We start from the raw sequence: 22,602 nt of genomic DNA on the forward strand, positions 1-22,602 counted from the left end.
TTGGTGGGTGATACATGGATCGAACATGTGACCCCTGCCGTGTGAAGGCAGTGCTCTACCGCTGAGCTAATCACCCGTGTCGCTGTGACAGCCTTCTATTATGGCACAGCTTTTCAAGCTGCCTGGACAGTTCTCCAAATTGTTTTGCCTCCGCTGGCCTTGTCGATCTGCGCCAGCACTTCGGCATGGGCCGTCTGCTCCTGCTCGCTGGCGCGCAGCACGGGCAGGCTCAGCAGCCGCAGGTCGATGGCGGCCACCTTCAGGCCGTCGCTGCCTTCCTGCGCATCATCGGCGATGAGCAGGGCATCCTGGCCACGGGTCAGGTTGATGTAGACATCGGCCAGCAGCTCGGCGTCCAGCAACGCCCCGTGCAGGGTGCGGCCGGAGTTGTCCACGCCCAGCCGGTCGCACAGGGCATCGAGCGAATTGCGCTTGCCCGGGTACATCTCCTTGGCCATGGCGAGCGTGTCGGTCACGCTCTCCACGTACGTGCGAAAGCCCGGGCGTCCCGTCAGTTCCAGCTCCTTGTTCAGGAAGCCCACGTCGAACGCCGCGTTGTGGATGATGATCTCGGCCCCCTGCAGGTACTGCAGGATCTCGTCCGCCACCTCGGCGAACCTGGGCTTGTCCTTCAGGAACTCGTTGCTGATGCCGTGCACCTTCAGCGCATCTTCATGGCTGTCGCGGCCCGGATTGAAGTACAGGTGCAGGTTGTTGCCGGTGAGCTTGCGGTTGAGCAGCTCCACGCAGCCCAGTTCAATGATGCGGTCCCCGCTGTCGGCCGAAAGGCCGGTGGTTTCGGTGTCGAGAACGATCTGGCGGGTCATACGCGCCCCCACGCTCGGCACTTCGTGTCCTCGCTGCCCCCCAAGGGGGCGCCAGCTTGCCTGGGGCGGCCCGGCGCTGCGCTCATCTAGTGGTTCTCCTTGGCATGGTTGATCGTGTACTTGGGAATTTCCACGGTCAGATCGGTTTGCGCCAGGATGGCCTGGCACGACAGGCGCGATTGTGGCTCCAGGCCCCAGGCGCGGTCGAGCAGGTCTTCTTCCTCTTCCTCGGCCTCGTTGAGCGAGTTCAGCCCCTGGCGCACGATGACGTGGCAGGTGGTGCAGGCACAGCTCATGTCGCAGGCGTGCTCGATGTTGATGTGGTTGTCGAGCAGGGCTTCGCAGATCGACGTGCCGGCGGGCGCGGTGATTTCGGCCCCCTGGGGACAGTATTCGGGATGGGGAAGGATCTTGATGACGGGCATGGGGTGTGGGCTCTTATTGCTTCTTGTCCGGGGCTTACAAGGTCTGCACGTTCTTGCCAGCCAGCGCCTGCTGGATGCCACGGTTCATGCGCTGCGCGGCGAAGGCTTCCGTGCCCTTGGCCAGTGCATCGGTGGCGGCTTCGATGACGGCGGCATCCTGCGCATCCCGCTGGTGGCGCAATGCCACCATCAGCGCATCGATCTCGGCGCGCTCCCGGGTGGAGAGGACATCGCCATCGGCATCGAGGGCACTCTGGGTGGCGATCAGCATGCGGTCCGCGTCCACGCGGGCCTCGACCACCGCGCGGGCCTTCATGTCCTGGGCAGCCGTGGCAAAGCCGTCCTGCAGCATGCGCGCAATCTGGTCGTCCGACAGGCCATAGGAGGGCTTCACGTCGATGCGTGCCTCCACGCCACTGCCCTGCTCCCTGGCGCTCACGCTCAGCAGGCCGTCGGCATCGACGGTGAAGGTCACGCGGATGCGCGCCGCGCCCGCGGCCATGGGCGGAATGCCGCGCAGCTCGAAGCGCGCGAGGCTGCGGCAGTCCTGCACCAGGTCGCGCTCGCCCTGCACCACATGCACCGCCAGCGCTGTCTGGCCATCCTTGTAGGTGGTGAAGTCCTGCGCCTTGGCGGTGGGAATGGTCTCGTTGCGCGCGACGATGCGCTCCACGAGGCCTCCCATGGTTTCGATGCCCAGCGACAGCGGGATCACGTCCAGCAGCAGCAGGTCGCCCGCCGTGTTGTTGCCCGCCAGCTGGTTGGCCTGGATGGCGGCACCCAGCGCAACGACTTCGTCGGGGTTGAGGTTGGTCAGCGGTTCCTTGCCAAAGAAGGCGGCCACCGCCTGCCGCACCTGCGGCAGGCGGGTGGAGCCGCCCACCATCACCACGCCCTTCACCTCGTCACGCCCCAGATGGGCGTCCCGCAGCGCGCGGCGCACCGCCGCCATGGAGCGCGCGGTCAGTTCGGCCGTGATGGCCTCGAAGTCCGATTTCTTGACATCGAAATGCACGCCACCGTTTGATAGATGTGCGCTGAAAGCTACTGAATCTATAGCAGTCAAGGCTTCCTTGCAGGCGCGTGCCGCCATGCGCACCGCCGACTTGTCCGCCGGGGTGACGGCCTGAAGGCCCAGTTGCTGCAGCACCCAGTCCGCCAGGGCCGCATCGTAGTCGTCGCCGCCCAGCGCGGAATCGCCGCCCGTGGCGATGACCTCGAACACGCCCTGCGTCAGGCGCAGGATGGAGATGTCGAAGGTGCCGCCGCCCAGGTCGTACACCGCGTAGACCCCCTCGCTCGCATTGTCCAGGCCGTAGGCAATGGCTGCGGCCGTCGGCTCGTTGATGAGGCGCAGCAGGTGGATGCCCGCCAGCTTGGCCGCATCCTTGGTGGCCTGCCGCTGGGCGTCGTCGAAGTAGGCGGGCACGGTGATGACGGCACCGTAGAGGTCGTCATTGAAGGTGTCCTCGGCCCGGTACCGCAGCGTCGCCAGGATTTCGGCACTGACCTCGACGGGCGACTTGTTGCCGTCCACCGTCGCGAGGCTGACCATGCCCTGCTCCCCCGCCTCGCTGGCGGGAACAAAGTCGTAGGGCAGCTTGCCCGCCTGCGCCACGTCTTTCAGGCCCCGCCCCATGAAGCGCTTGGCCGAGGCGATGGTGTTGCGCGCATCCTGGGCCTGCGCGGCCACGGCGTCGTATCCGATCTGGCGTCCACCCTTTTCCAGGTACCGCACGACCGAGGGCAACAGCACCCTGCCCTGCGCATCGGGCAGGCATTCGGACACGCCATTGCGCACGGCGGCGACCAGGGAGTGGGTGGTGCCCAGGTCAATGCCGACGGCAATGCGCCGCTGGTGCGGATCGGGGGATTGGCCGGGTTCGGAAATCTGCAGAAGCGCCATGAAATTTCGGGTCTCAACGTGGTGGAGTCCGCCGCCATACGAACGGGGCCCCAGGGGGAAAGCAAAACCGCTCTATTGTCCCAGTTGCTCTCGGCGGCGTTCAATGTCGTCCGCAAATCGCGCAATGAACATGAGGGCTCTGACCTGCCGGGCGGCACCCGCGTAGTCCTGCTGCTGGTCGATGAGTTGCTCGCACTGCGCCAGCGCGGCACGGCGGGCCTGGGCGACGCCATCCTCGAGCGCATCGAGTTCGCTCTCGGCGCGGGCATCTTCCAGCGCCTCGCGCCACTCCATCTGCTGCATGAGGAACGCCGCCGGCATGGCCGTGTTGTCCTCGGCGCGGATCGGGGCCCCGTGCAGCTCGCACAGGTAGGCGGCGCGGCGCTGGGGATCCTTCAGGCGCTGGTAGGCCTCGTTGATGCGCACCGACCATTGCATGGCCACGCGCTGCGCGGCCGCGCCCTGCGCCGCGAACTTGTCGGGATGTGCTTCGCGCTGCAGCTCTTTCCAGCGCGCATCGATGGCGCCACGGTCCTGCGCGAAACGGCGCTCGAGGCCAAACAGTTCAAAGTCGTCGGATTGCAGGTTCATGCACAGGTCGCGAGGTGCGGGTCAACAAAAAACCGCCAGCACGGAGAGCGCGTTGGCGGTTTCACGAAAAAAGCGTCGGCAGGCGCTCAAACGCGGAAGCTCTCTCCGCAACCGCAGCGGTCCCGCTCGTTGGGGTTGTTGAACTTGAAGCCTTCATTGAGGCCTTCGCGCACGAAGTCGAGTTCGGTACCGTCGATATAGGCCAGGCTCTTGGGATCGATCAGCACCTTGACGCCGTGGTTTTCAAACACGATGTCTTCGGGCTCGGAATCGTCCACATACTCCAGCTTGTAGGCAAGCCCCGAACAGCCGGTCGTCTTGACACCCAGGCGCACCCCCAGCCCCTTGCCGCGCCGGGCAAGATAGCGGTTGACGTGCCGGGCAGCGGCTTCTGTCAGCGTAATGGCCATATCTCTCACTCAAGCAGCGGTGGCGGCTGCCGCGTGCTTGGTCTTGTAGTCGAGCACGGCGGCCTTGATGGCGTCTTCCGCCAGGATGGAGCAGTGGATCTTGACGGGCGGCAGGGCCAGCTCCTCGGCGATCTCGCTGTTTTTCAGCGCCGCTGCTTCATCCAGCGTCTTGCCCTTGACCCATTCGGTCACCAGCGACGAGGAGGCAATGGCGGAGCCGCAACCGTAGGTCTTGAAACGCGCATCCTCGATCACGCCGGTTTCGGGGTTCACCTTGATCTGCAGCTTCATCACGTCGCCGCAGGCAGGCGCACCCACCATGCCGGTGCCCACCGAATCGTCGCCCTTGTCGAACGAACCCACGTTGCGGGGGTTTTCGTAATGGTCAACCACTTTGTCTGAGTAAGCCATGATGTGTACCTCTTCAATTCTTCGAAATTCCGGGATTCAGTGCGCAGCCCACTGGATGGTGCTGATGTCGATGCCGTCCTGGTACATCTCCCACAGCGGGCTCAGCTCACGCAGGCGGGCCACGTTCTCGCGGATGGTGGAGATCGCGTAGTCGATCTCTTCCTCGGTCGTGAAGCGGCCAATGGTCATGCGCAGGCTGCTGTGCGCCAGTTCGTCGCTGCGGCCCAGGGCGCGCAGCACATAGCTGGGCTCCAGGCTGGCGGACGTGCAGGCCGAACCCGACGACACGGCCAGGCCCTTGATGCCCATGATGAGCGATTCACCTTCCACGAAGTTGAAGCTCATGTTCAGGTTCTGCGGCACGCGGCGCTCCATGCTGCCGTTGATGAACACCTGCTCGATGTCCTTCAGGCCATCGAGCAGACGCTGCTGCAGCGCGTGCGCCTTGGCGTTGGACTCGGCCATTTCTTCCTTGGCGATGCGGAAGGCCTCGCCCATGCCCACGATCTGGTGCGTGGGCAAGGTGCCCGAGCGCATGCCGCGCTCGTGGCCGCCGCCGTGCATCTGCGCTTCCAGCCGAACGCGGGGCTTGCGGCGCACATACAGCGCGCCCACGCCCTTGGGGCCGTAGGTCTTGTGCGCGGTCATGCTCATCAGGTCGATGGGCAGCGTGTTCATGTCGATCTCGACGCGGCCCGTGGCCTGCGCGGCATCCACGTGCAGCAGGATGCCCTTTTCCCGGCACAGCGCGCCAATGGCGGGAATGTCCTGGATCACCCCGATCTCGTTGTTCACGAACAGGATGCTGATCAGCACGGTGTCGGGGCGGATGGCGGCCTTCAGGGCGTCCATATTGACCAGGCCGTCTTCCTGGACGTCCAGGTAGGTGGCCTCGAAGCCCTGGCGCTCCAGCTCGCGCATGGTGTCCAGCACGGCCTTGTGCTCGGTCTTGAGCGTGATGAGGTGCTTGCCCTTGCCCTTGTAGAACTGCGCGGCGCCCTTCAAGGCCAGGTTGATGGACTCCGTGGCGCCGCTGGTCCAGACGATTTCACGCGGATCCGCACCAATCAGATCCGCCACCTGCACGCGCGCCTTCTCGACAGCTTCCTCCGCCTCCCAGCCCCAGGCGTGGCTGCGCGATGCCGGGTTGCCGAAGTGCTCGCGCAACCAGGGAATCATGGCGTCCACCACGCGGGGGTCCACCGGGGTCGTGGCGCCGTAGTCGAGATAGATGGGGAAGTGCGGGGTCATGTCCATGGCTGGCTCAGTGATAGTTGCTGGCTGGCAAGCTGAAAATAAGAAACGAAACGATGCTTGAAAACTCGTTCAGGGCGCTGCCGACCCCAGGGCCGGCAGCGGAGCCCCGGGTATCAGGATTTCGCGAAGACGTTGCCCAGTGCGAACACCGAATTGGGCGCGTTGACGCGGATGGGCTTGACCACCGGGGTCGTCGAAATCGCCCGGCGCACCACCGGCTTGTCTTCGATCTGCACGCCCTTGGCCAGCTGTTCATCCACCAGCTTTTGCAGCGTGACGGAATCGAGGAACTCCACCATGCGCTGGTTGAGCGATGCCCACAGCTCGTGCGTCATGCAGCGGCCCGCTTCGCCCAGGCAGTTTTCCTTGCCGCCGCATTGCGTGGCATCAATGGGTTCGTCCACCGAAACGATGATGTCCGCCACCGTGATATCGCCTGCCTTGCGGGCCAACGTGTAGCCGCCGCCAGGACCACGGGTAGACTCGACCAGTTCGTGGCGGCGCAGTTTGCCAAAAAGCTGCTCCAGGTACGACAGCGAAATCTGCTGGCGCTGGCTGATCGCGGCCAGCGTGACGGGACCATTGTTCTGGCGCAGGGCCAGGTCAATCATGGCGGTGACCGCAAACCGGCCTTTGGTTGTGAGACGCATCGCAAGCTCCTTGTGCTAAGGCTTGTTCGTTGTAGAAACCGCCTTCGCTGGCTGATGGCCAGCAAGGCACCGTCTCCGCCCCTTACTCCGCACAGTTGCCTGGCACGGAGCCCTTCATCGCTGGGCTTTTTTCTTGAGTATTTTGTGCAAGTATAACACAAATCCCTATCGAATTTGTCGGGTTAAAAAACCAATCGGTCGTCATTTGACCTGTGGTGTATTCACCCGGCCTTCGACATGCCCTCACAAGGCCACCGAATCGCTGCCATGCGCGCCAAATGCCTGGTCCTTGAGACGCGTGAGCTGGTCGCGCACCCGGGCAGCCTGCTCGAATTCCAGGTTGCGCGCATGCTCGAGCATGAGCTTTTCGAGCCGCTTGATTTCGCGCGCCACATCCTTTTCGGACATGTCCTCCACCTTGGCGCGCTGCATGGCTTCCTGCTCCAGCCGCTCGGCGTCCTTGCCGGCTTTCTCGCTGTAGACGCCGTCAATCAGGTCTCTTACCCGCTTGACAATGCTGCGCGGAGTGATTCCGTGGGCCTCGTTGTGTGCGATCTGTTTGATGCGGCGGCGTTCCGTCTCGCCCATGGCTTTTTTCATGGAATCGGTGATGCGGTCGGCATACAGGATGGCCCGCCCGTTCAGATTCCGCGCCGCGCGGCCAATGGTCTGGATGAGGCTGCGCTCGGCCCGCAGGAAGCCCTCCTTGTCGGCATCCAGGATGGCCACGAGGGACACCTCGGGAATGTCGAGCCCCTCGCGCAGCAGGTTGATCCCCACCAGCACGTCAAACGCGCCCAGGCGCAGGTCGCGGATGATCTCCACGCGCTCGACCGTGTCCACGTCGCTGTGCAGGTAGCGGACCTTCACGCCGTTGTCCGTCAGGTAGTCGGTGAGCTGCTCCGCCATGCGCTTGGTCAGCGTGGTAATGAGTACACGTTCGTGCTTTTCCACACGAATGCGTATTTCCTGCAGCACATCATCCACCTGATGGGTGGCGGGCCGCACCTCCACTTCGGGGTCCACCAGGCCGGTGGGCCGCACCACCTGGTCGACGATCTGGCCGGAATGGGTGCGCTCGTAGTCTGCCGGCGTGGCGGTGACAAAGATCACCTGCCGCATGCGCTGCTCGAACTCCTCGAACTTGAGCGGGCGGTTGTCCAGCGCCGACGGCAGGCGAAAGCCGTATTCGACCAGCGTGGTCTTGCGCGAGCGGTCGCCGCTGTACATGGCATTGAGCTGGCCGATCATCTGGTGGCTCTCGTCCAGGAACATCAGCGCGTCCTTGGGCATGTAGTCGGTCAGCGTGCTGGGTGGATCGCCCGGCGCGGCGCCCGACAGGTGGCGCGTGTAGTTCTCGATGCCCTTGCAGTGCCCTACTTCGCTGAGCATCTCCAGGTCGAAGCGCGTGCGCTGCTCCAGGCGCTGCGCCTCCACCAGCTTGCCGTCGGCCAGCAACTGCTTGAGGCGCTCGGCCAGTTCGAGCTTGATGGTCTCCACGGCGGCCAGCACCTTGTCGCGCGGCGTCACGTAGTGGCTGCTCGGGTAGACCGTGAAGCGCGGGATCTTCTGCTTGACGCGGCCCGTGAGCGGATCGAACAGCTGCAGGCTCTCCACTTCGTCATCGAACAGCTCGATGCGGATGGCCAGCTCCGAATGCTCGGCCGGGAACACGTCGATGGTGTCGCCCCGCACGCGGAACTTGCCGCGTGAAAAGTCCGCCTCGTTGCGCTGGTACTGCATGCGGATCAGCTGGGCGATCACGTCGCGCTGGCCCAGCTTGTCGCCGGTGCGCAGCGTCATCACCATGCGGTGATAGCTCTCGGGTTCGCCGATGCCATAGATGGCCGACACCGTGGCCACGATGACCACGTCGGTTCGCTCCATCAGGCTCTTGGTGCACGACAGGCGCATCTGCTCGATGTGCTCGTTGATGGCGCTGTCCTTCTCGATGAACAGGTCGCGCTGGGGCACATAGGCCTCGGGCTGGTAGTAGTCGTAGTAGCTCACGAAGTACTCCACGGCGTTCTTGGGGAAGAACTCGCGGAACTCGCTGTACAGCTGCGCGGCCAAGGTCTTGTTGGGCGCGAACACGATGGCCGGGCGCCCCATGCGGGCAATGACGTTGGCCATGGTGAAGGTCTTGCCCGAGCCCGTCACCCCGAGCAAGGTCTGGAAGGCCTCGCCATCGCGCAGTCCTTCCACCAGCTTGTTGATGGCCTCCGGCTGGTCTCCCGCCGGCGGATAGGGCTGGAACAATTCAAAGGGGGAATCGGGGAAACGGACGAATTCGCCGTCTTGCTTTTCCGTTATGACCTGTGTGATATCCGGCATGGGTGCAGTCAACGAGTGGGAGGGGCAGGCCGTTAAAATCGGCGGAACCCGGCACAGTACACCACGCCCGGATTCTTCGCTACTGACAACCTTTCAAGGATTTTCATGTCTCTTTTCACCGCCGTCGAAATGGCCCCCCGCGACCCCATCCTGGGCCTCAACGAGCAATTCAACGCCGACACCAACCCCAACAAGGTCAACCTGGGCGTGGGCGTGTACTTCGACGACAACGGCAAGCTGCCCCTGCTGCAGTGCGTGCAGGCCGCGGAAAAGACCATGATGTCCACCCCCACGGCCCGTGGCTACCTGCCCATCGACGGCATCGTGGCCTATGACAACGCCGTCAAGAGCCTGGTGTTCGGTGCCGACAGCGAACCCGTGACCTCCGGCCGCGTGGCCACCGTGCAGGCAATCGGCGGCACCGGTGGCCTCAAGATCGGCGCCGACTTCCTGAAGAAGGTCAGCCCCAATGCCAAGGTGCTGATCTCGGACCCCAGCTGGGAAAATCACCGCGCCCTGTTCACCAACGCCGGCTTCGAGGTCGATACCTACGCCTACTACGACGCTGCCAAGCGCGGCGTGAACTTCGAAGGTTTCCTGGCCAGCCTGAACGCAGCCGCACCCGGCACCATCGTCGTGCTGCACGCCTGCTGCCACAACCCCACCGGCTACGACATCACGGCCGCCCAGTGGGACCAGGTGATTGCCGCCGTCAAGGCCAGGGGCCTGACGCCTTTCCTCGACATGGCCTACCAGGGCTTTGGCCACGGCATCGCCGAAGACGGCGCCGTGATCGGCAAGTTCGTGGCCGCCGGCCTGACCTTCTTCGTTTCCACCTCGTTCTCCAAGAGCTTCAGCCTGTACGGCGAGCGCGTGGGTGGCCTGTCCGTGCTGTGCACCAACAAGGAAGAAGCCTCCCGCGTGCTGAGCCAGCTCAAGATCGTCATCCGCACCAACTACTCCAACCCACCCATCCACGGTGGCGCGGTGGTGGCCGCGGTGCTGAACAACCCCGAGCTGCGCGCGATGTGGGAAAAGGAACTGGCCGAAATGCGCGTGCGCATCAAGGCCATGCGCCAGAAGCTGGTCGATGGCCTCAAGGCCGCCGGTGTGAAGCAGGACATGAGCTTCATCACCACCCAGATCGGCATGTTCAGCTACTCGGGCCTGACCAAGGACCAGATGGTGCGCCTGCGCAATGAGTTCGGCGTGTACGGCACCGACACCGGCCGCATGTGCGTCGCAGCCCTGAACAGCAAGAACATCGACTACGTCTGCCAGGCGATCTCCAAAGTGATGTAACCCCCTGAGGCGCTGACGCGCCTTCCCCCTTCCTCTCGAATTGCTGCGCAATTCGGGAAGGGGGACGCAGCCAGCGCACGCAAGAGGAGCGCCGCTATGCAGCTTGGGCGGCCCTTGCGCGGCTACCTCGCATTGGCTGCGCTTGTTCAAAGGACAGTGGCGATACGCAATTCGGTGAATACCCCCTTGATGAACCCTGGCGCTGATCTTCAGAGCCGCTTTGTGAGCGAAGCGCTCCAGAACCCGTACAACGCGGTCCTTCTGGAGCGTTTGCCGCTTCTGGGCCTGCCGGATGCCTGGCTGGTGGCGGGCTGCCTGTTCCAGACGGTGTGGAACCTGCGCTCCGGCCTGGAGCCCACGGCGCGCATCAAGGACTACGACCTGTTCTATTTCGATGCGTCGGACCTGTCCGAAGCCGCCGAACAGGCCGTGCAAGCCCGCGTCACCGCCCTCTTTTCCGACCTGCCGATCACCGTGGAAGCCAAGAACCAGGCCCGGGTGCACCTCTGGTACGAACGCTGGTTCGGCTACCCGTATGCGCCGCTGCAATCGGCATGCAACGGGATCGAGCGCTTTCTGGTGCCCTGCACCTGCGTGGGCTTGCAGCCTGCATCCGGCCCTGGCATGGAGGAGCCCACGCTGTACGCGCCCTATGGGCTTGAAGAGCTGTATGCCGGACTGATGCGCCCCAACCCGGCGTGCCCGCACTTGCCGCTGTTCCAGGCCAAGGCCGAAAGCTACCGCGAACGCTGGCCGTGGCTGACAGTCCGGGCGGATGACCTGCCGAGCTGATCGGCGCCGCACAGGGTTTTCAAGTCATTTTGGCCTCTGGCGCTTGATCCATAAGCGCTACCAGCTATAAAAATAGAAGCAAACCACCACAGGCGGGGCGCCCATCACCCCCACAGCACCGACCGCATCGAGATCGACGCCGACTGGTAGCCCGTGTTGAAGAAACGGGGCATCTCGCTGGGCAACACGGCCCCCGCCGCATACAGCAGCGGCAGATAGTGCTCGTGTGTGGGGTGCGCCTGTTTGGCCACGGCACCCAGTTTCTGGAAGTCCTGCAGGGCGCCCAGCTGGCCCTTCTTGATCTGCTCCTGCACCACGGTGTCGAACTCGGTGGCCCAGTCGTACGCCTCGTTGGCGGCCGTGCCACGGCGCGTGAGACGCAGGTTGTGCACCACATTGCCGCTGCCCACGATCAGCACGCCGCGCTCGCGCAGCGCCTTCAATTGCTGGCCCAGCGCGTAGTGTTCGGCCGGGGCGCGGCTGTAGTCCATGCTCAGCTGCAGCACGGGGATCTGCGCCTTGGGAAACATGGGCTTGAGCACCGACCAGGTGCCGTGGTCCAGGCCCCATTCACCTTCATCCACGCCCAATGCGCCGCCCGTCGCGGGCGACTTCAGTTCGGCCGCCAGGCTGCGCGCCACCTGCGGCGCACCGGGCGCGGGGTATTGCTGGTCGAACAGCGCCTGGGGAAAACCGCCGAAGTCGTGGATGGTCTTGGGATGGGCCATGCCAGTTAGCTGCCAGCCGCCGCGCGTGAGCCAATGGGCCGACACACACAGGATGAGCTGCGGCTGCACGGCGCGCGCCGTCAACTCCGCGCCCATGGCCTGCCAGCTGCGGCGCCAGGCGTTGTCCTCGATGGCGTTCATGGGGCTGCCGTGGCCCACGAACAGCACCGGCATGCGGGGCGAGGGCTTGAGCGCCTGCAGCGCCGGCGCGGTGGCGGCGCTGCTCAGGGACGTGGTCATGAATGCTCCCGGAAAGGCGGCCAGGCCCGTGAGGGCGGCCAAAGAGGTTCTGCGTTGCATGGGTCAGGGAGCGTAACAAATTATGTATAACGCAGGGAGTGAGCCCGCGCGCCCCCTGAAGTTCCGGCGCCGAGCCTTCCGTTCAAGACCACGACACCGAGACAACCCCCAACCCATGACAACCGCCCTGCCCCAGCCCCTGCGCAACGTCCGCGTCCTGAGCCTCGCGCTCAACCTGCCCGGCCCCGCCGCCCTGATGCGCTGCGCGCGCATGGGGGCCGAATGCACCAAGCTCGAACCCCCGCCCGCCCCCGGCCATCCCAGTGCGGACCCCATGGGCATCTACAGCCCGGCGGCCTATGCCACGCTGCACGGCGGCGTGCGCGTGGTGCATGCCCACCTCAAGACCGCCGAAGGCCAGGCGACGCTGCATGCGGAACTGGCCCGCACCGATGTGCTGATCACCTCCTTCCGCCCCTCGGCCCTGGCCAAGCTGGGCCTGGGCTGGGAGGCGCTGCAGTCGAAATACCCGCGCCTGTCGCTGGTGCGCATCGTGGGCGCGGCGGCCGAGCGGGCCGAGGAGCCCGGCCACGACCTCACCTACCTGGCCGACGCCGGGCTGGTGACCGGCACCGAGATGCCGCCCACGCTGTACGCCGACATGGGCGGCGCCCTGATGGCCAGCGAGGCCGTGCTGCAGGCCCTGCTGGAGCGCGCCCACACCGGCAGCGGCGTGTGCATCGAAGTGGCGCTGGCCGATGCCGCCGCCTGGCTGGCCCAGCCGCGCGACTGGGGCCTGACCACGCCCGAGGGCGACGTGGGCGGCAACCACGCGGGCTACCGCATCTACCCCTGCGCCGACGGCCGCGTGGCCGTGGCCGCGCTGGAACCCCACTTCGCCGCGCGCCTGTGCGCCGCTGCGGGGCTGCCAGCCTCTGGCGACCCGGGCCAGCTGCGCGCGCCCGCCACGCACCAGGCCGTGGCGAACTTCCTGCGCGGCCAGACCCGCGGGGAGCTGGACGCGCTCGCCGCCGCCCAGGACATTCCCCTGCACACCCTCGCCTGAGAACCCGTTTTCACCGATGCACAAGCAAGGCACCGTCATCCGCTGGGATGCCACACGCGCCTTCGGTTTCATCCGCAGCCCGGACACCTCGGCCGATGTGTTCTTTCATGTGCGGGACTACCAAGGCAGCGCCGCGCCCCGCGAGGGCCTGGCCGTGGTGTATGAAGAAATCCATGTGGGCGGCAAGGGGCCCAGGGCGATGGCCGTGCAGCCTGCGGCGCACCCGGGTGCCACCGCCCAGCCCCGCCCATCGGTCACGGCGCCGCCGACAGCCGCTGCGCGCCCGGCACGGCGCACACCGGCGCAGCGGGCCGCCCGGCCCCAGGTTCGACGCCATCGGCGCACCGCGGATGCCAGCGGCCCGCCCACCCCGGCGGGCCCGGCCTTGGTGCTGATGCTGGGCTGGGCGGCCCTGCTGGCCTGGGGCTTCTGGGCCGGCCGGCTCCCCTGGTGGGTGCTGGGCGCTGCCATGGCCGTCAACCTCCTGACCTTCCTGGTCTACGCCATCGACAAGAGCGCCGCGCAAAACGGCCAGTGGCGCACCAGAGAGAGCCACCTGCACCTGCTGGGCCTGGCGGGCGGCTGGCCGGGCGCATGGTTCGCCCAGCAGTGGCTGCGGCACAAGTCCCGCAAGCTGGAGTTTCGCGCGGTCTACTGGGCCACCGTGGTGCTCCACTGCGCGGCGCTCGGGGCCTGGCTGGGCGGATGGCTGCGCTAGGCAGGGCTGCAAAGAACCGTCAATTTTGATAGCTGCTTGCGCTGGATGGATCTGCGCCAGAGGCTATTTTCCTCCATATTTCCTGCTGCGTCCCAAAGGGTGCTGACGCGCAGAGTGCCCGCTGGCCTACACCACGCACCGGGGGGAGGGGTTTCAATCGAAAAGGTCTGAAACACCTCGGGAGATGCCCATGAAACCCCTCGTTCTTGATTCCACCATGACCAACATGGGCGGCGTTTTCTACCCCACGGGCCATGTATTCGCCCTCTTCCCCGACGAAGACTGCGTGCGCCAGGCCGCCACGGCCCTGCAGGGCGCTGGCCACGCGGGCGAGATCGCCTACGCCAGCCCCGAGGTCATCCTGCAGGAGATCGTGCACACCCTGGGCACGGCCGACGCACCCCTGCCGTCGGTGGGCGCCGAGGGCGACATGGTGCGCCGCATCGCCGACCTGGCCGGCACGGGACACCACGGCATGCTGGTGCACATGGCCGACAAGGACAACACCGAGCGGCTGGTGGGCGCCATCGCACCGGAAGGCGCGGTAGCGGCTTTCTACTACCGCACGTTCATCATCGAGGATCTCATCACGCCCCCGGCCAAGGACGACGCCCCACAATCGGTACTGGTGGGCACCCACGCGGCACCCTGACGGGGCCCGGCCCTTTCCAGGGGCCCGGACGCCGCGAAGCGGCCCGGCGCGCAGACCAGCGCGCCGGGCCGCTGTCTTTTGGGAACGCGCCTTCGCAGCCCCCGCCGCCAGCCCGGGGATGCGCGCCGCAATGCCATGCTTTGCATGCAGGGGCGACCTGATCGCTATATAGTGCAAAGCACCGCACCGGCGGGCTGTCCGACGCCTTGCCGAAGCCTGTGCCAGCGCCACCGGGATGCATGCCCCGCCCTGTGCCGCCGGCGCTGACGCAGCCCCCAGGAAGCGGCCCGGCAACCAACTTGGCGAACAGGCGGGAGAACAGTCCATGGATGTTGTGTTGCAGCCAGACGAGCGAAGACCCGTGCAGCTGACATTGCGGCTCACCTGGCCCTTCATCGTGATGGTGCTGCTGCTGGCCGCCTGCGCCACCGCCAGCCTGTACGTGCTGTCCACCGTGCGCGGTTTCGTCGCCGGCGAAAGCCTGTGGACGAAGGGGCAAAAGGATGCCATCTATTACCTGGGCCAGTACGCGGCCAATGGCTCGCCCCAGGCATTCGCGCTGTTCACGCAGGCCATCGATATTCCGCTGGGAGACCGGGCGGCCCGCCTGGCCCTGCAACCCGGGCAGGTGCAGGTCGATCTGGCACGCGAGGGTTTCCTGCGCGGAGGCAACCATCCGCAGGACATCGACGGACTCATCTGGCTGCTGCGCTACCTCCACCATTTCGACATCGTTCAAAAGCCGATCCAGCATTGGCTGGTGGGAGACGAATACATCAATGCGCTGCGCGACCTGTCCCACGAGATCCGCCACGATACCGAGCTGGGTTCGGTGGACGACGATACCCGCGCGCAGTGGCAAACCGCCATCCGCGACATCAATGCGGGAGTCACCCCCGCCGCCCGCGCCTTCAGCGAGGCCCTGGGAGACAGCTCGCGCCGCATCGTGGCGTTGCTGATGTGGACCAACATGGGCATCGCGGCCACCCTGATCCTGCTGACCCTGTGGCACACCCACACCCTGCTGGCGCAGCGCCGGCGCGTGGAGCAGGCGCTCAGCGCGGAGCGCGAGCAGGCACGCACCACGCTCACCGCCATCGGCGACGGGGTGGTGACGACCAACATCCATGGCGAAGTGATGTACATGAACCCGGCGGCGGAGCAGCTGCTGGCCTGCAGCGCCCAGCAGGCCGTGGGAAAACCGCTGGACGAGGCCCTGAAGTTCGATGGCGAAGACCCCCGGCCCCAGGCCGCCGGGACGCTCATCGAGCAGATACTGCGGCAGGGCAGCCACGGCGCCGCGAACGCGGGCGGCGCAAGGAGCGCCAAGGGCATGCAGGACGACATCAACCGCACCATCGTGCGCCCCGGCCAGACCGTCGTGCCGGTGAAGCTGGTGGGTTCGCCCATCCAGCACCAGGGCACCGTGACCGGCGCGGTGCTGGTACTGCACGACGTCACGCGCGAACAGCACTACGTGGAACAGCTCTCCTGGCAGGCCAGCCACGACGCGCTCACGGGCCTGGTCAACCGGCGCGAGTTCGAGCACCGGCTCGAGGCCTTGCTCAGCCGCCCGCGCCAGCCGGGCCGCGAGGGCTCCCTGCTCTACGTGGACATGGACCAGTTCAAGCTCATCAACGACACCTGCGGCCACCAGGCGGGCGACGAGATGCTGCGCGAGGTCTGCCGCATGCTGCAAAGCCACCTGCGCGAGGGCGACACGCTGGCGCGGCTGGGCGGGGACGAGTTCGGCATCCTGCTCAAGGACTGCCCCGCCGGGCCCTCGGCGCGCATCGCCGAGCAGCTGCGCCAGGCTGGCCAGGACCTGCGGCTGGCATGGGAGGGCCAGCACCTCACGACCGGCCTCTCCATCGGCATGGTGCAGCTCATCCCCGCGCTCACGTCCATACAGGAAGCGATGCGCGTGGCCGACATGGCCTGCTACCGCGCCAAGGAGGGCGGCCGCAACCGGGTGTTCATCTACCAGCCCGAGGACATCGAGATGACCCGGCGCGAAGGCGACATGGACTGGGTGCGGCGCCTGCGCCTGGCGCTGGAGCACGACCGCTTCCAGCTGCACGCGCAGGCCATCGGCGCGCTGCAGGTCCACGCCGAAGAGGGTTTGCACATGGAGGTGCTGCTGCGGCTGCGCGAGGAGGGCGGCCAGCTCGTGGCGCCCGGCACCTTCATCCCGGCCGCCGAGCACTACGGAATGATGCCCTCCATCGACCGCTGGGTGATCCGGCACACGCTGCACGCGCTGGCGCTGCACCAGCGCACGCCGGGCGCCCTGCCGCTGCACACCTGCGCCATCAACCTGTCGGGCACCAGCCTGGGCGACGACAGCCTGCTCAAGTACATCCGCACCACCCTCACCGAATCCGGCCTGGACCCCGCACTGCTGTGCTTCGAGATCACCGAGACCAGCGCCATCTCGCACCTGCCCAACGCCGTGCGCCTGATGAAGGAGCTGCAGCAGCTGGGCTGCCGGTTCGCGCTGGACGACTTCGGCGCGGGCATGTCGTCCTTCACCTATCTCAAGCACCTGCCGGTCAACTACCTCAAGATCGACGGCGCCTTCGTGAAGGACATGCTGCAGGACCCCACCAGCCGCGCCATGGTGGAAATGATCCACCGCATCGGCCATGTGATGGGCAAGCAGACCATCGCCGAGTTCGCCGAGAGCGCCGCCATCGTGGACGCGCTGCGGCTCATCGGCGTGGACTATGCCCAGGGCTACGCGGTGGCGCGGCCCCTTCCGCTGGGCGAGTGCCTGGGCCAGGCGGTACCGCCGGCGGGTGGCGCCGCGCTCCCCGACGCGCGGCACGCCGCCTGAGGTCCGCTGCCAGGCGCCCCGGCACGACGGCGCCGCTGGCCAGCACCACGCCGGGGACCACCAGCGCCAGTGCCGCCCAGGCACTGCGCTGCGGCACCTCTCCCAGCAGCCAGGCCGCGCCCAGCGCCGTGAGCACGGGCACCAGCGCGGCGGACAGCGCCGCGCGGGCGGCACCCAGCCGTGCAATGGCCACCGTGTAGGCCACCAGCCCCAGCACACCGGCCATCACACCCTGCCCCAGCGCCTGGAAGACCACGTCGGTCCAGGGTGCCGTCACCAGGCGCGGGGCGCCCCAGACAATCACCACGGGCACCAGCAGCACCGCAGATCCCAGGTTCACCAGGGCGGCCCCCTGCCAGGGCGACAGGCCACAGCCCCGAAACGCCAGCGTGTAGGCGGCCCACAGCACGGCCGCCAGCACAAACAGCAGATCCCCGCGCCAGGACGCCAGGCCATCGCGCCACACCCCCAGGCCCAGCGCCGCCACGCCCAGCGCCATCAGCACCAGGCCCAGCACGCGCAGGCGCCCCAGCCTGTCGCCCTGCACCAGCCGCCCGCCCAGCGCCACGAACAGCGGCATGCAGCCGGCCATGAAGATGCCCATGTGCGCCGCCGGCGCCCAGCGTGCCCCCGCCAGCACCAGCAGGCCAAAGGGCAGCCCGCCCCCCAGCACCAGCAGGGCCAGCCGTCCCAGGGACATCGCGGCGGGCCATCCGGTGCGCCGGCACCACAGCGGGGCCAGCACCAGCGCGGGAACGCCATAGCGCAGCACGGCCAGCTCCACCGGCCCGAGCGACGTGGTGACGCCGTGGCGCGTGACGATCTGCCAGCCGCTGCCCACAAGGGCCGCTGCCAGCGCGGCCAGCACCCCGATGGCCAGGTTCCGGGCCGGCGATGCAGGCCGCGCGTGAAAAATGCGAGAAATGGAAAACGCAGAAGAGGACATGGCGCCAGTCTCGCGCCCATGGCCCCGGCGGGATATCAGAATCCTGCGCTTCGCGCGGCCGCGGGCTTGGCAGGCTTTCGCGGGGTCTACCCGCCCCGCCCCTGCAGCGCGGACCGCGCCTGCGCCAGCGTCACGCCCACCTCGGCGCGAAAGACAGCGCCCAGGTGGCTCTGGCTGCAGTACCCCAGGTCGTGCGCCAGCGCGGCCAGGTCCGATTCACCCGCCTCCAGCCGCTGCAGCGCGGCCGCCATCCGCAGGCGCTGGCGGTAGCCGTGCAGGCCCAGGCCCAGATGCCGCCGAAACAGGTGGGCGAGGTGAAACGCCGAGCAGCCGGCCGCGTCCGCCGCATCCTGCAGGGACCACCGCTCGCCATCGGCCAGGGCCACCCGTTGGGCCATGAAGCGCCGCGCGCGCCCTACCGTCCGCGGCGCCGAATGCGGCGGCGTGCCCTGCAGCACATCGAACGCCGCGCCCCCGGCGGGCAGCGGGCGCCCATCGGCCAGCGCCCGCCAGTGCATGCGCAGGCGCCACAGCAGGCGCGGCGTGAGCATGCGCACGCGCGGCGACAGGTTGTTCTGGTTGCCCGGGGCGCCCACCGGCCCATTCCCCTTCGTGCTCACCACGATGCTGGTTTGCGGCGTGGGCTGCAGGGGCCGCATCTGGTAGGGCAGCCCCTGCGGCAAACCCAGGGCCGTCAGGCCGTCGAGCAGGACCACCTGCCCTGCCATCTGGAACTCGGACAGCCCATCCATGGGCAGCACCCAGCGCCCGGAGGCTGCTTCGTAGGTCGCGCTCCACCGCACGGGCGCGGCATGCTTGAGAACCCGCTCGACCTTCCATGCGGCGCCGGCGTGCAGCAGGATGCGTTGCTGGGGCATGGCGGGTGTGGCGCGCGTGGCGGCCCGCCTAGCGGGCCTTCTTGAATGCCTTGCCGCTCTTGCCGCCGCCGGGCGCGGTGGCGCCCCCTGTCACGCGCGGTGGCAGGCCGGTGTGCTGGGTCAGGATGCGGCCCTTGGTGGGCTGCTGCACGCTGCGCGATGCGGGCACCACGGCAGCCTTGGCACCGGTGGGGGTGGAATTCTTGCGCCGGGCGCTCTGGTAGCCGCCATCGGTCAGCGGCTGGAAGGTCGGGATCAGGTGGTGCTTGCCGTTGCCAATGAGGTCGGCCCGGCCCATGGCCTTGAGCGCATCGCGCAGCAGGGGCCAGTTGTTCGGGTCGTGGTAGCGCAGGAAGGCCTTGTGCAGGCGGCGGCGCTTTTCGCCACGCACGATGTCCACGGTCTCGCTCTCGCGCGTGATCTTGCGCAGCGGGTTCTTGTTGCTGTGGTACATGGCCGTGGCCGTGGCCATGGGGCTCGGGTAGAAGGTCTGCACCTGGTCGGCGCGAAAACCGTTCTTCTTGAGCCAGATGGCGAGGTTCATCATGTCCTCGTCGCTGGTGCCCGGGTGCGCGGCGATGAAATAGGGGATCAGGAACTGCTTCTTGCCCGCCTCTTCGCTGAACTTCTCGAACATCTGCTTGAACTTGTCATAGCTGCCGATGCCCGGCTTCATCATCTTGGTCAGCGGGCCCTGCTCGGTGTGCTCGGGCGCGATCTTCAGATACCCACCCACGTGGTGCTGCACCAGTTCCTTCACGTACTCGGGCGACTTCACGGCCAGGTCGTAGCGCAGGCCCGAGCCGATGAGGATCTTCTTGATGCCCTTGAGCGCGCGGCCTCGGCGGTAGATCTTGATCAGCGGGTCGTGGTTGGTGCCCAGGTTGGAACAGATGCCCGGGTACACGCAGCTGGGCTTGCGGCAGGCGGCCTCGATTTCGGGGCTCTTGCAGCCCAGGCGGTACATGTTGGCCGTGGGGCCGCCCAGGTCGCTGATGGTGCCGGTGAAGCCCTTGACCTTGTCGCGGATGTCCTCGATCTCCTGGATGATGGAATCCTCGGAACGGCTCTGGATGATGCGGCCCTCGTGCTCGGTGATCGAGCAGAAGGTGCAGCCGCCAAAGCAGCCGCGCATGATGTTGATCGAGAACCGGATCATCTCCCACGCGGGGATCTTGGTCGCGCCGTCGTGGCTGCCGTTCTCGTCGGCATAGCTCGGGTGCGGGCCGCGCGCGTAGTGCAGGTCGAACACGTGGTCCATCTCGGCCGTGGTCAGCGGGATGGGCGGCGGGTTGATCCATACGTCGCGGGCGGTGGCACCCTCGCCGTGCGCCTGCACCAGCGCGCGGGCGTTTCCGGGGTTGGTCTCCAGGTGCAGCACGCGGTTGGCATGGGCGTACAGCACCGGGTCGCTCTTGACCTGCTCGTAGCTGGGCAGGCGGATCACGCTCCTGTCGCGCGGCGGCACCTTGAGCTTCGCCTTGAGTGCCGGGTTGGCCACGAACAGCATGGGCTGGATGGCGGGGTTGGGTTCAGCCGACTGAAGGTCTTTTTGGCCTCCAGCGCTTGATGGATCTGCGCCAACAGCTACAGAATCAGGAGCATCCTCCTTGCTGCAGGTGGTGCCCTGCGCCGCCGCCTGCTCGCTGGTCGTCATGTAGGGGTTGACGTGGGCCTCCACGCGCCCGGGCTCGTCCACGCTGGTGGAATCGATCTCGAACCAGCCCTTGCCGCTCTCGTCGTCGGGCCGGCGCACGAAGGCCGTGCCACGCACATCGGTGATCTGCTCGACCGGCTCGCGCGCGGCGATGCGGTGCGCCACCTCGACCAGGGCGCGCTCGGCGTTGCCGTACAGCAGCAGGTCGCACTTGCTGTCCACCACGATGGAGCGGCGCACCTTGTCGCTCCAGTAGTCGTAGTGCGCGATGCGGCGCAGGCTGCCTTCGATGCCGCCCAGGATGATGGGCACGTCCTTGAACGCCTCGCGGCAGCGCTGGCTGTAAACGATGGCCGCGCGGTCGGGGCGCTTGCCGCCAATGTCGCCGGGCGTGTAGGCGTCGTCGCTGCGGATCTTCCGGTCGGCCGTGTACCGGTTGATCATCGAGTCCATGTTGCCCGCCGTCACGCCCCAGAACAGGTTGGGCTTGCCCAGCACCTTGAAGGGCTCGGCGCTTTGCCAGTCGGGCTGGGCGATGATGCCCACGCGAAAGCCCTGGGCCTCCAGCGTGCGGCCGATCACGGCCATGCCGAAGCTCGGGTGGTCCACATACGCATCGCCCGTCACCAGGATGATGTCGCAGCTGTCCCAGCCCAGCTTGTCCATCTCGGCGCGGCTCATCGGCAAGAACGGGGCCGTGCCAAAGCGCTTGGCCCAGTACGGGCGGTAGCTGGTCAATGGCTTTGCGGCACGCGCAAAAAAGGAGACGTCGACGGGGGCGTTCATTCAGATGGGGAGCGCGGCCAGCCCATGTGCGGATGGGGCCTCGTGGGGCGCGGCTGTGGTGGATAACCCGTGATTTTACGTTGGCAGGCGTGTTTTGTCGCCCCGAACGCACTTGCCCTTCACTCCCCAAGGTTTGATGGAGATCAGGCATATACTTGCTTTTGTCAATTAATTACATGACAAAGGCATATATGAGCACGAATCCATCCTCCCAGGCCAGCGCAGCCGCAGGCAGCGCGCCCGTCGCCGCCGACGCCGTGAAGGCCGTGCGCAGGTTCAATCGCTTCTTCACCCGCCGCGTGGGCGTGCTGGACCCGTACCTGGGCAGCGATCTCTCGCTGACCGACGTGCGCGTGCTGTACGAGCTGGCCCACCGCGACGCGCCGGTCGCCAGCGAGCTGGCCCGGGACCTGGGCCTGGACGGCGGGTACCTGAGCCGGATCCTGCGGCGTTTTGAAGGCGCGGGCTGGATCCTGCGCAGCGCCAGCGCCCGTGATGCGCGCCAGAGCGTGCTCACGCTCACCCCTGCCGGGCGCGCTGCGTTCGAACCGCTGCAGCAGCGCTCGCGCGACGAAGCCGCCGCGCTGCTTGCCCCGTTGCCGCCGGCCCGGCGGCACGAACTGGTGGACGCCATGCAACGCATCGAGGCCTTGCTGGAGCCCGCCAGCGGCGCTGCGGCGGCGCCCAAGGTGGCCGTGCTGCGCGACCCCGTGCCCGGCGACATCGGCTGGGTGGTGCAGCAGCATGGCGAAATCTACTGGCGCGAGTACGGCTGGGACAGCCGCTTCGAGGCACTGGTGGCGGACATCGCCGCGCAGTTCGTGCGCAAGTTCCAGCCGGGCTGGGAGCGGTGCTGGATCGCCGAACTGGAGGGCGAACGCGTGGGCGCCGTGTTCGTGGTGCGCAAGTCCGCCAGCACGGCCCAGTTGCGGATGCTCATCCTGTCGCCCCGGGCGCGCGGCCTGGGGCTGGGCGCCCGCCTGACCGACGAGTGCATCGCGTTCGCGCGGGCCAAGGGCTACCGGAAAATGGTGCTGTGGACCAATAGCTGCCTGACGGCCGCGCGTGGCATCTACGCCAAACGCGGCTTCAAGCTGGTCAAGTCGGAACCCTACGAGGGCTTCGGCCAGCAGGCCGTGGGCGAAACCTGGGAGCTCAGGCTGTAGAAAAGCGCCGGCGATCCGGCCGCC

19 protein-coding genes, 1 tRNA gene and 1 pseudogene are annotated in these 22,602 nt (G+C 66.9%); 7 read left to right on the forward strand and 14 right to left on the reverse strand.

Going from position 1 to position 22,602, the window contains the following annotated elements; genetic code table 11:
- Position 1: 1 nt before the first annotated feature.
- The 10 genes from AC1RVY_RS03275 to uvrB form a co-directional block, all read right to left on the reverse strand.
- Positions 2–76 (reverse strand) — tRNA-Val (locus AC1RVY_RS03275).
- A 37-nt stretch (positions 77–113) separates the two neighbouring features.
- Complete coding sequence (gene dnaQ / locus AC1RVY_RS03280; protein WP_218295115.1) at positions 114–827, reverse strand: DNA polymerase III subunit epsilon; 714 nt, start codon at positions 825–827, stop codon at positions 114–116.
- 86 nt (positions 828–913) lie between these two features.
- Positions 914–1,252, reverse strand: a complete 339-nt coding sequence (gene fdx, locus AC1RVY_RS03285; RefSeq protein WP_218295116.1) for an ISC system 2Fe-2S type ferredoxin — start codon at positions 1,250–1,252, stop codon at positions 914–916.
- 34 nt (positions 1,253–1,286) lie between these two features.
- Entirely contained in the window at positions 1,287–3,158 is a 1,872-nt protein-coding gene (hscA, locus tag AC1RVY_RS03290) for a Fe-S protein assembly chaperone HscA (protein ID WP_492805283.1), read from the reverse strand.
- 72 nt (positions 3,159–3,230) lie between these two features.
- Positions 3,231–3,749, reverse strand: a complete 519-nt coding sequence (gene hscB / locus AC1RVY_RS03295) for a Fe-S protein assembly co-chaperone HscB (RefSeq protein WP_218295118.1) — start codon at positions 3,747–3,749, stop codon at positions 3,231–3,233.
- Positions 3,750–3,835: 86 nt separating this feature from the next.
- Complete coding sequence (gene iscA, locus AC1RVY_RS03300) at positions 3,836–4,159, reverse strand: iron-sulfur cluster assembly protein IscA (RefSeq protein ID WP_063459049.1); 324 nt, start codon at positions 4,157–4,159, stop codon at positions 3,836–3,838.
- Positions 4,160–4,168: 9 nt separating this feature from the next.
- Positions 4,169–4,570: a Fe-S cluster assembly scaffold IscU gene (gene iscU, locus AC1RVY_RS03305; RefSeq protein ID WP_218295119.1), complete on the reverse strand. Its 402-nt coding sequence runs from the start codon at positions 4,568–4,570 to the stop codon at positions 4,169–4,171.
- A 36-nt stretch (positions 4,571–4,606) separates the two neighbouring features.
- Entirely contained in the window at positions 4,607–5,827 is a 1,221-nt protein-coding gene (locus tag AC1RVY_RS03310; RefSeq protein ID WP_492805286.1) for an IscS subfamily cysteine desulfurase, read from the reverse strand.
- Positions 5,828–5,940: 113 nt separating this feature from the next.
- The gene (iscR, locus tag AC1RVY_RS03315; protein WP_015013980.1) at positions 5,941–6,477 is read right to left on the reverse strand and encodes a Fe-S cluster assembly transcriptional regulator IscR; all 537 of its coding nucleotides are present in this window, start codon (positions 6,475–6,477) and stop codon (positions 5,941–5,943) included.
- Between the two features lie 243 nt (positions 6,478–6,720).
- Entirely contained in the window at positions 6,721–8,811 is a 2,091-nt protein-coding gene (uvrB, locus tag AC1RVY_RS03320; protein ID WP_492805288.1) for an excinuclease ABC subunit UvrB, read from the reverse strand.
- 105 nt (positions 8,812–8,916) lie between these two features.
- Between uvrB and AC1RVY_RS03325 the strand changes: the two genes are divergently transcribed.
- Positions 8,917–10,113: an amino acid aminotransferase gene (locus tag AC1RVY_RS03325; RefSeq protein WP_492805289.1), complete on the forward strand. Its 1,197-nt coding sequence runs from the start codon at positions 8,917–8,919 to the stop codon at positions 10,111–10,113.
- A gap of 189 nt (positions 10,114–10,302) precedes the next feature.
- Entirely contained in the window at positions 10,303–10,905 is a 603-nt protein-coding gene (locus tag AC1RVY_RS03330) for a nucleotidyltransferase family protein (protein ID WP_492805291.1), read from the forward strand.
- A gap of 104 nt (positions 10,906–11,009) precedes the next feature.
- On the opposite strand, the gene ygiD is transcribed toward AC1RVY_RS03330, so the two are convergent.
- Positions 11,010–11,873: a 4,5-DOPA-extradiol-dioxygenase gene (gene ygiD, locus AC1RVY_RS03335; RefSeq protein WP_492805376.1), complete on the reverse strand. Its 864-nt coding sequence runs from the start codon at positions 11,871–11,873 to the stop codon at positions 11,010–11,012.
- 175 nt (positions 11,874–12,048) lie between these two features.
- Here ygiD and AC1RVY_RS03340 point away from each other — a divergent pair, with 175 nt between their 5' ends.
- The 4 genes and pseudogenes from AC1RVY_RS03340 to AC1RVY_RS03355 all read left to right on the forward strand — a co-directional run.
- A complete protein-coding gene (locus tag AC1RVY_RS03340; protein WP_218338659.1) occupies positions 12,049–12,939 on the forward strand; it encodes a CoA transferase in 891 nt (296 codons plus the stop codon).
- A gap of 16 nt (positions 12,940–12,955) precedes the next feature.
- Positions 12,956–13,657, forward strand: coding sequence for a DUF1294 domain-containing protein (locus AC1RVY_RS03345; protein WP_492244968.1), 702 nt, complete (start codon positions 12,956–12,958; stop codon positions 13,655–13,657).
- 190 nt (positions 13,658–13,847) lie between these two features.
- Positions 13,848–14,309 (forward strand): hypothetical protein, encoded by a 462-nt coding sequence (locus tag AC1RVY_RS03350; RefSeq protein WP_218295125.1) that lies wholly within the window; start codon positions 13,848–13,850, stop codon positions 14,307–14,309.
- Between the two features lie 970 nt (positions 14,310–15,279).
- Positions 15,280–17,004: pseudogene (locus AC1RVY_RS03355) on the forward strand (EAL domain-containing protein); the annotation flags it as partial.
- A gap of 16 nt (positions 17,005–17,020) precedes the next feature.
- Here AC1RVY_RS03355 and AC1RVY_RS03360 read toward each other — a convergent pair.
- The 3 genes from AC1RVY_RS03360 to AC1RVY_RS03370 form a co-directional block, all read right to left on the reverse strand.
- A complete protein-coding gene (locus AC1RVY_RS03360; RefSeq protein ID WP_492805293.1) occupies positions 17,021–18,091 on the reverse strand; it encodes a DMT family transporter in 1,071 nt (356 codons plus the stop codon).
- A gap of 86 nt (positions 18,092–18,177) precedes the next feature.
- Positions 18,178–18,969, reverse strand: coding sequence for a helix-turn-helix transcriptional regulator (locus AC1RVY_RS03365; protein ID WP_492805295.1), 792 nt, complete (start codon positions 18,967–18,969; stop codon positions 18,178–18,180).
- Positions 18,970–18,997: 28 nt separating this feature from the next.
- A complete protein-coding gene (locus tag AC1RVY_RS03370) occupies positions 18,998–21,412 on the reverse strand; it encodes a YgiQ family radical SAM protein (RefSeq protein WP_492805296.1) in 2,415 nt (804 codons plus the stop codon).
- 191 nt (positions 21,413–21,603) lie between these two features.
- Between AC1RVY_RS03370 and AC1RVY_RS03375 the strand changes: the two genes are divergently transcribed.
- The gene (locus AC1RVY_RS03375; RefSeq protein ID WP_255590804.1) at positions 21,604–22,578 is read left to right on the forward strand and encodes a bifunctional helix-turn-helix transcriptional regulator/GNAT family N-acetyltransferase; all 975 of its coding nucleotides are present in this window, start codon (positions 21,604–21,606) and stop codon (positions 22,576–22,578) included.
- Positions 22,579–22,602: the final 24 nt, after the last annotated feature.

The sequence above is a fragment of the Acidovorax sp. GW821-FHT11A03 genome (assembly GCF_058809075.1).

Excerpts from the sequence above, each read along its gene's own strand:
- dnaQ (WP_218295115.1), bottom strand. The coding sequence starts at position 827 with ATGACCCGCCAGATCGTTCTCGACACCGAAACCACCGGCCTTTCGGCC.
- fdx (WP_218295116.1), bottom strand. The coding sequence starts at position 1,252 with ATGCCCGTCATCAAGATCCTTCCCCATCCCGAATACTGTCCCCAGGGG.
- hscA (WP_492805283.1), bottom strand. The coding sequence starts at position 3,158 with ATGGCGCTTCTGCAGATTTCCGAACCCGGCCAATCCCCCGATCCGCAC.
- hscB (WP_218295118.1), bottom strand. The coding sequence starts at position 3,749 with ATGAACCTGCAATCCGACGACTTTGAACTGTTTGGCCTCGAGCGCCGT.
- iscA (WP_063459049.1), bottom strand. The coding sequence starts at position 4,159 with ATGGCCATTACGCTGACAGAAGCCGCTGCCCGGCACGTCAACCGCTAT.
- iscU (WP_218295119.1), bottom strand. The coding sequence starts at position 4,570 with ATGGCTTACTCAGACAAAGTGGTTGACCATTACGAAAACCCCCGCAAC.
- AC1RVY_RS03310 (WP_492805286.1), bottom strand. The coding sequence starts at position 5,827 with ATGGACATGACCCCGCACTTCCCCATCTATCTCGACTACGGCGCCACG.
- iscR (WP_015013980.1), bottom strand. The coding sequence starts at position 6,477 with ATGCGTCTCACAACCAAAGGCCGGTTTGCGGTCACCGCCATGATTGAC.
- uvrB (WP_492805288.1), bottom strand. The coding sequence starts at position 8,811 with ATGCCGGATATCACACAGGTCATAACGGAAAAGCAAGACGGCGAATTC.
- AC1RVY_RS03325 (WP_492805289.1), top strand. The coding sequence starts at position 8,917 with ATGTCTCTTTTCACCGCCGTCGAAATGGCCCCCCGCGACCCCATCCTG.
- AC1RVY_RS03330 (WP_492805291.1), top strand. The coding sequence starts at position 10,303 with ATGAACCCTGGCGCTGATCTTCAGAGCCGCTTTGTGAGCGAAGCGCTC.
- ygiD (WP_492805376.1), bottom strand. The coding sequence starts at position 11,873 with ATGACCACGTCCCTGAGCAGCGCCGCCACCGCGCCGGCGCTGCAGGCG.
- AC1RVY_RS03340 (WP_218338659.1), top strand. The coding sequence starts at position 12,049 with ATGACAACCGCCCTGCCCCAGCCCCTGCGCAACGTCCGCGTCCTGAGC.
- AC1RVY_RS03345 (WP_492244968.1), top strand. The coding sequence starts at position 12,956 with ATGCACAAGCAAGGCACCGTCATCCGCTGGGATGCCACACGCGCCTTC.
- AC1RVY_RS03350 (WP_218295125.1), top strand. The coding sequence starts at position 13,848 with ATGAAACCCCTCGTTCTTGATTCCACCATGACCAACATGGGCGGCGTT.
- AC1RVY_RS03360 (WP_492805293.1), bottom strand. The coding sequence starts at position 18,091 with ATGTCCTCTTCTGCGTTTTCCATTTCTCGCATTTTTCACGCGCGGCCT.
- AC1RVY_RS03365 (WP_492805295.1), bottom strand. The coding sequence starts at position 18,969 with ATGCCCCAGCAACGCATCCTGCTGCACGCCGGCGCCGCATGGAAGGTC.
- AC1RVY_RS03370 (WP_492805296.1), bottom strand. The coding sequence starts at position 21,412 with ATGAACGCCCCCGTCGACGTCTCCTTTTTTGCGCGTGCCGCAAAGCCA.
- AC1RVY_RS03375 (WP_255590804.1), top strand. The coding sequence starts at position 21,604 with ATGAGCACGAATCCATCCTCCCAGGCCAGCGCAGCCGCAGGCAGCGCG.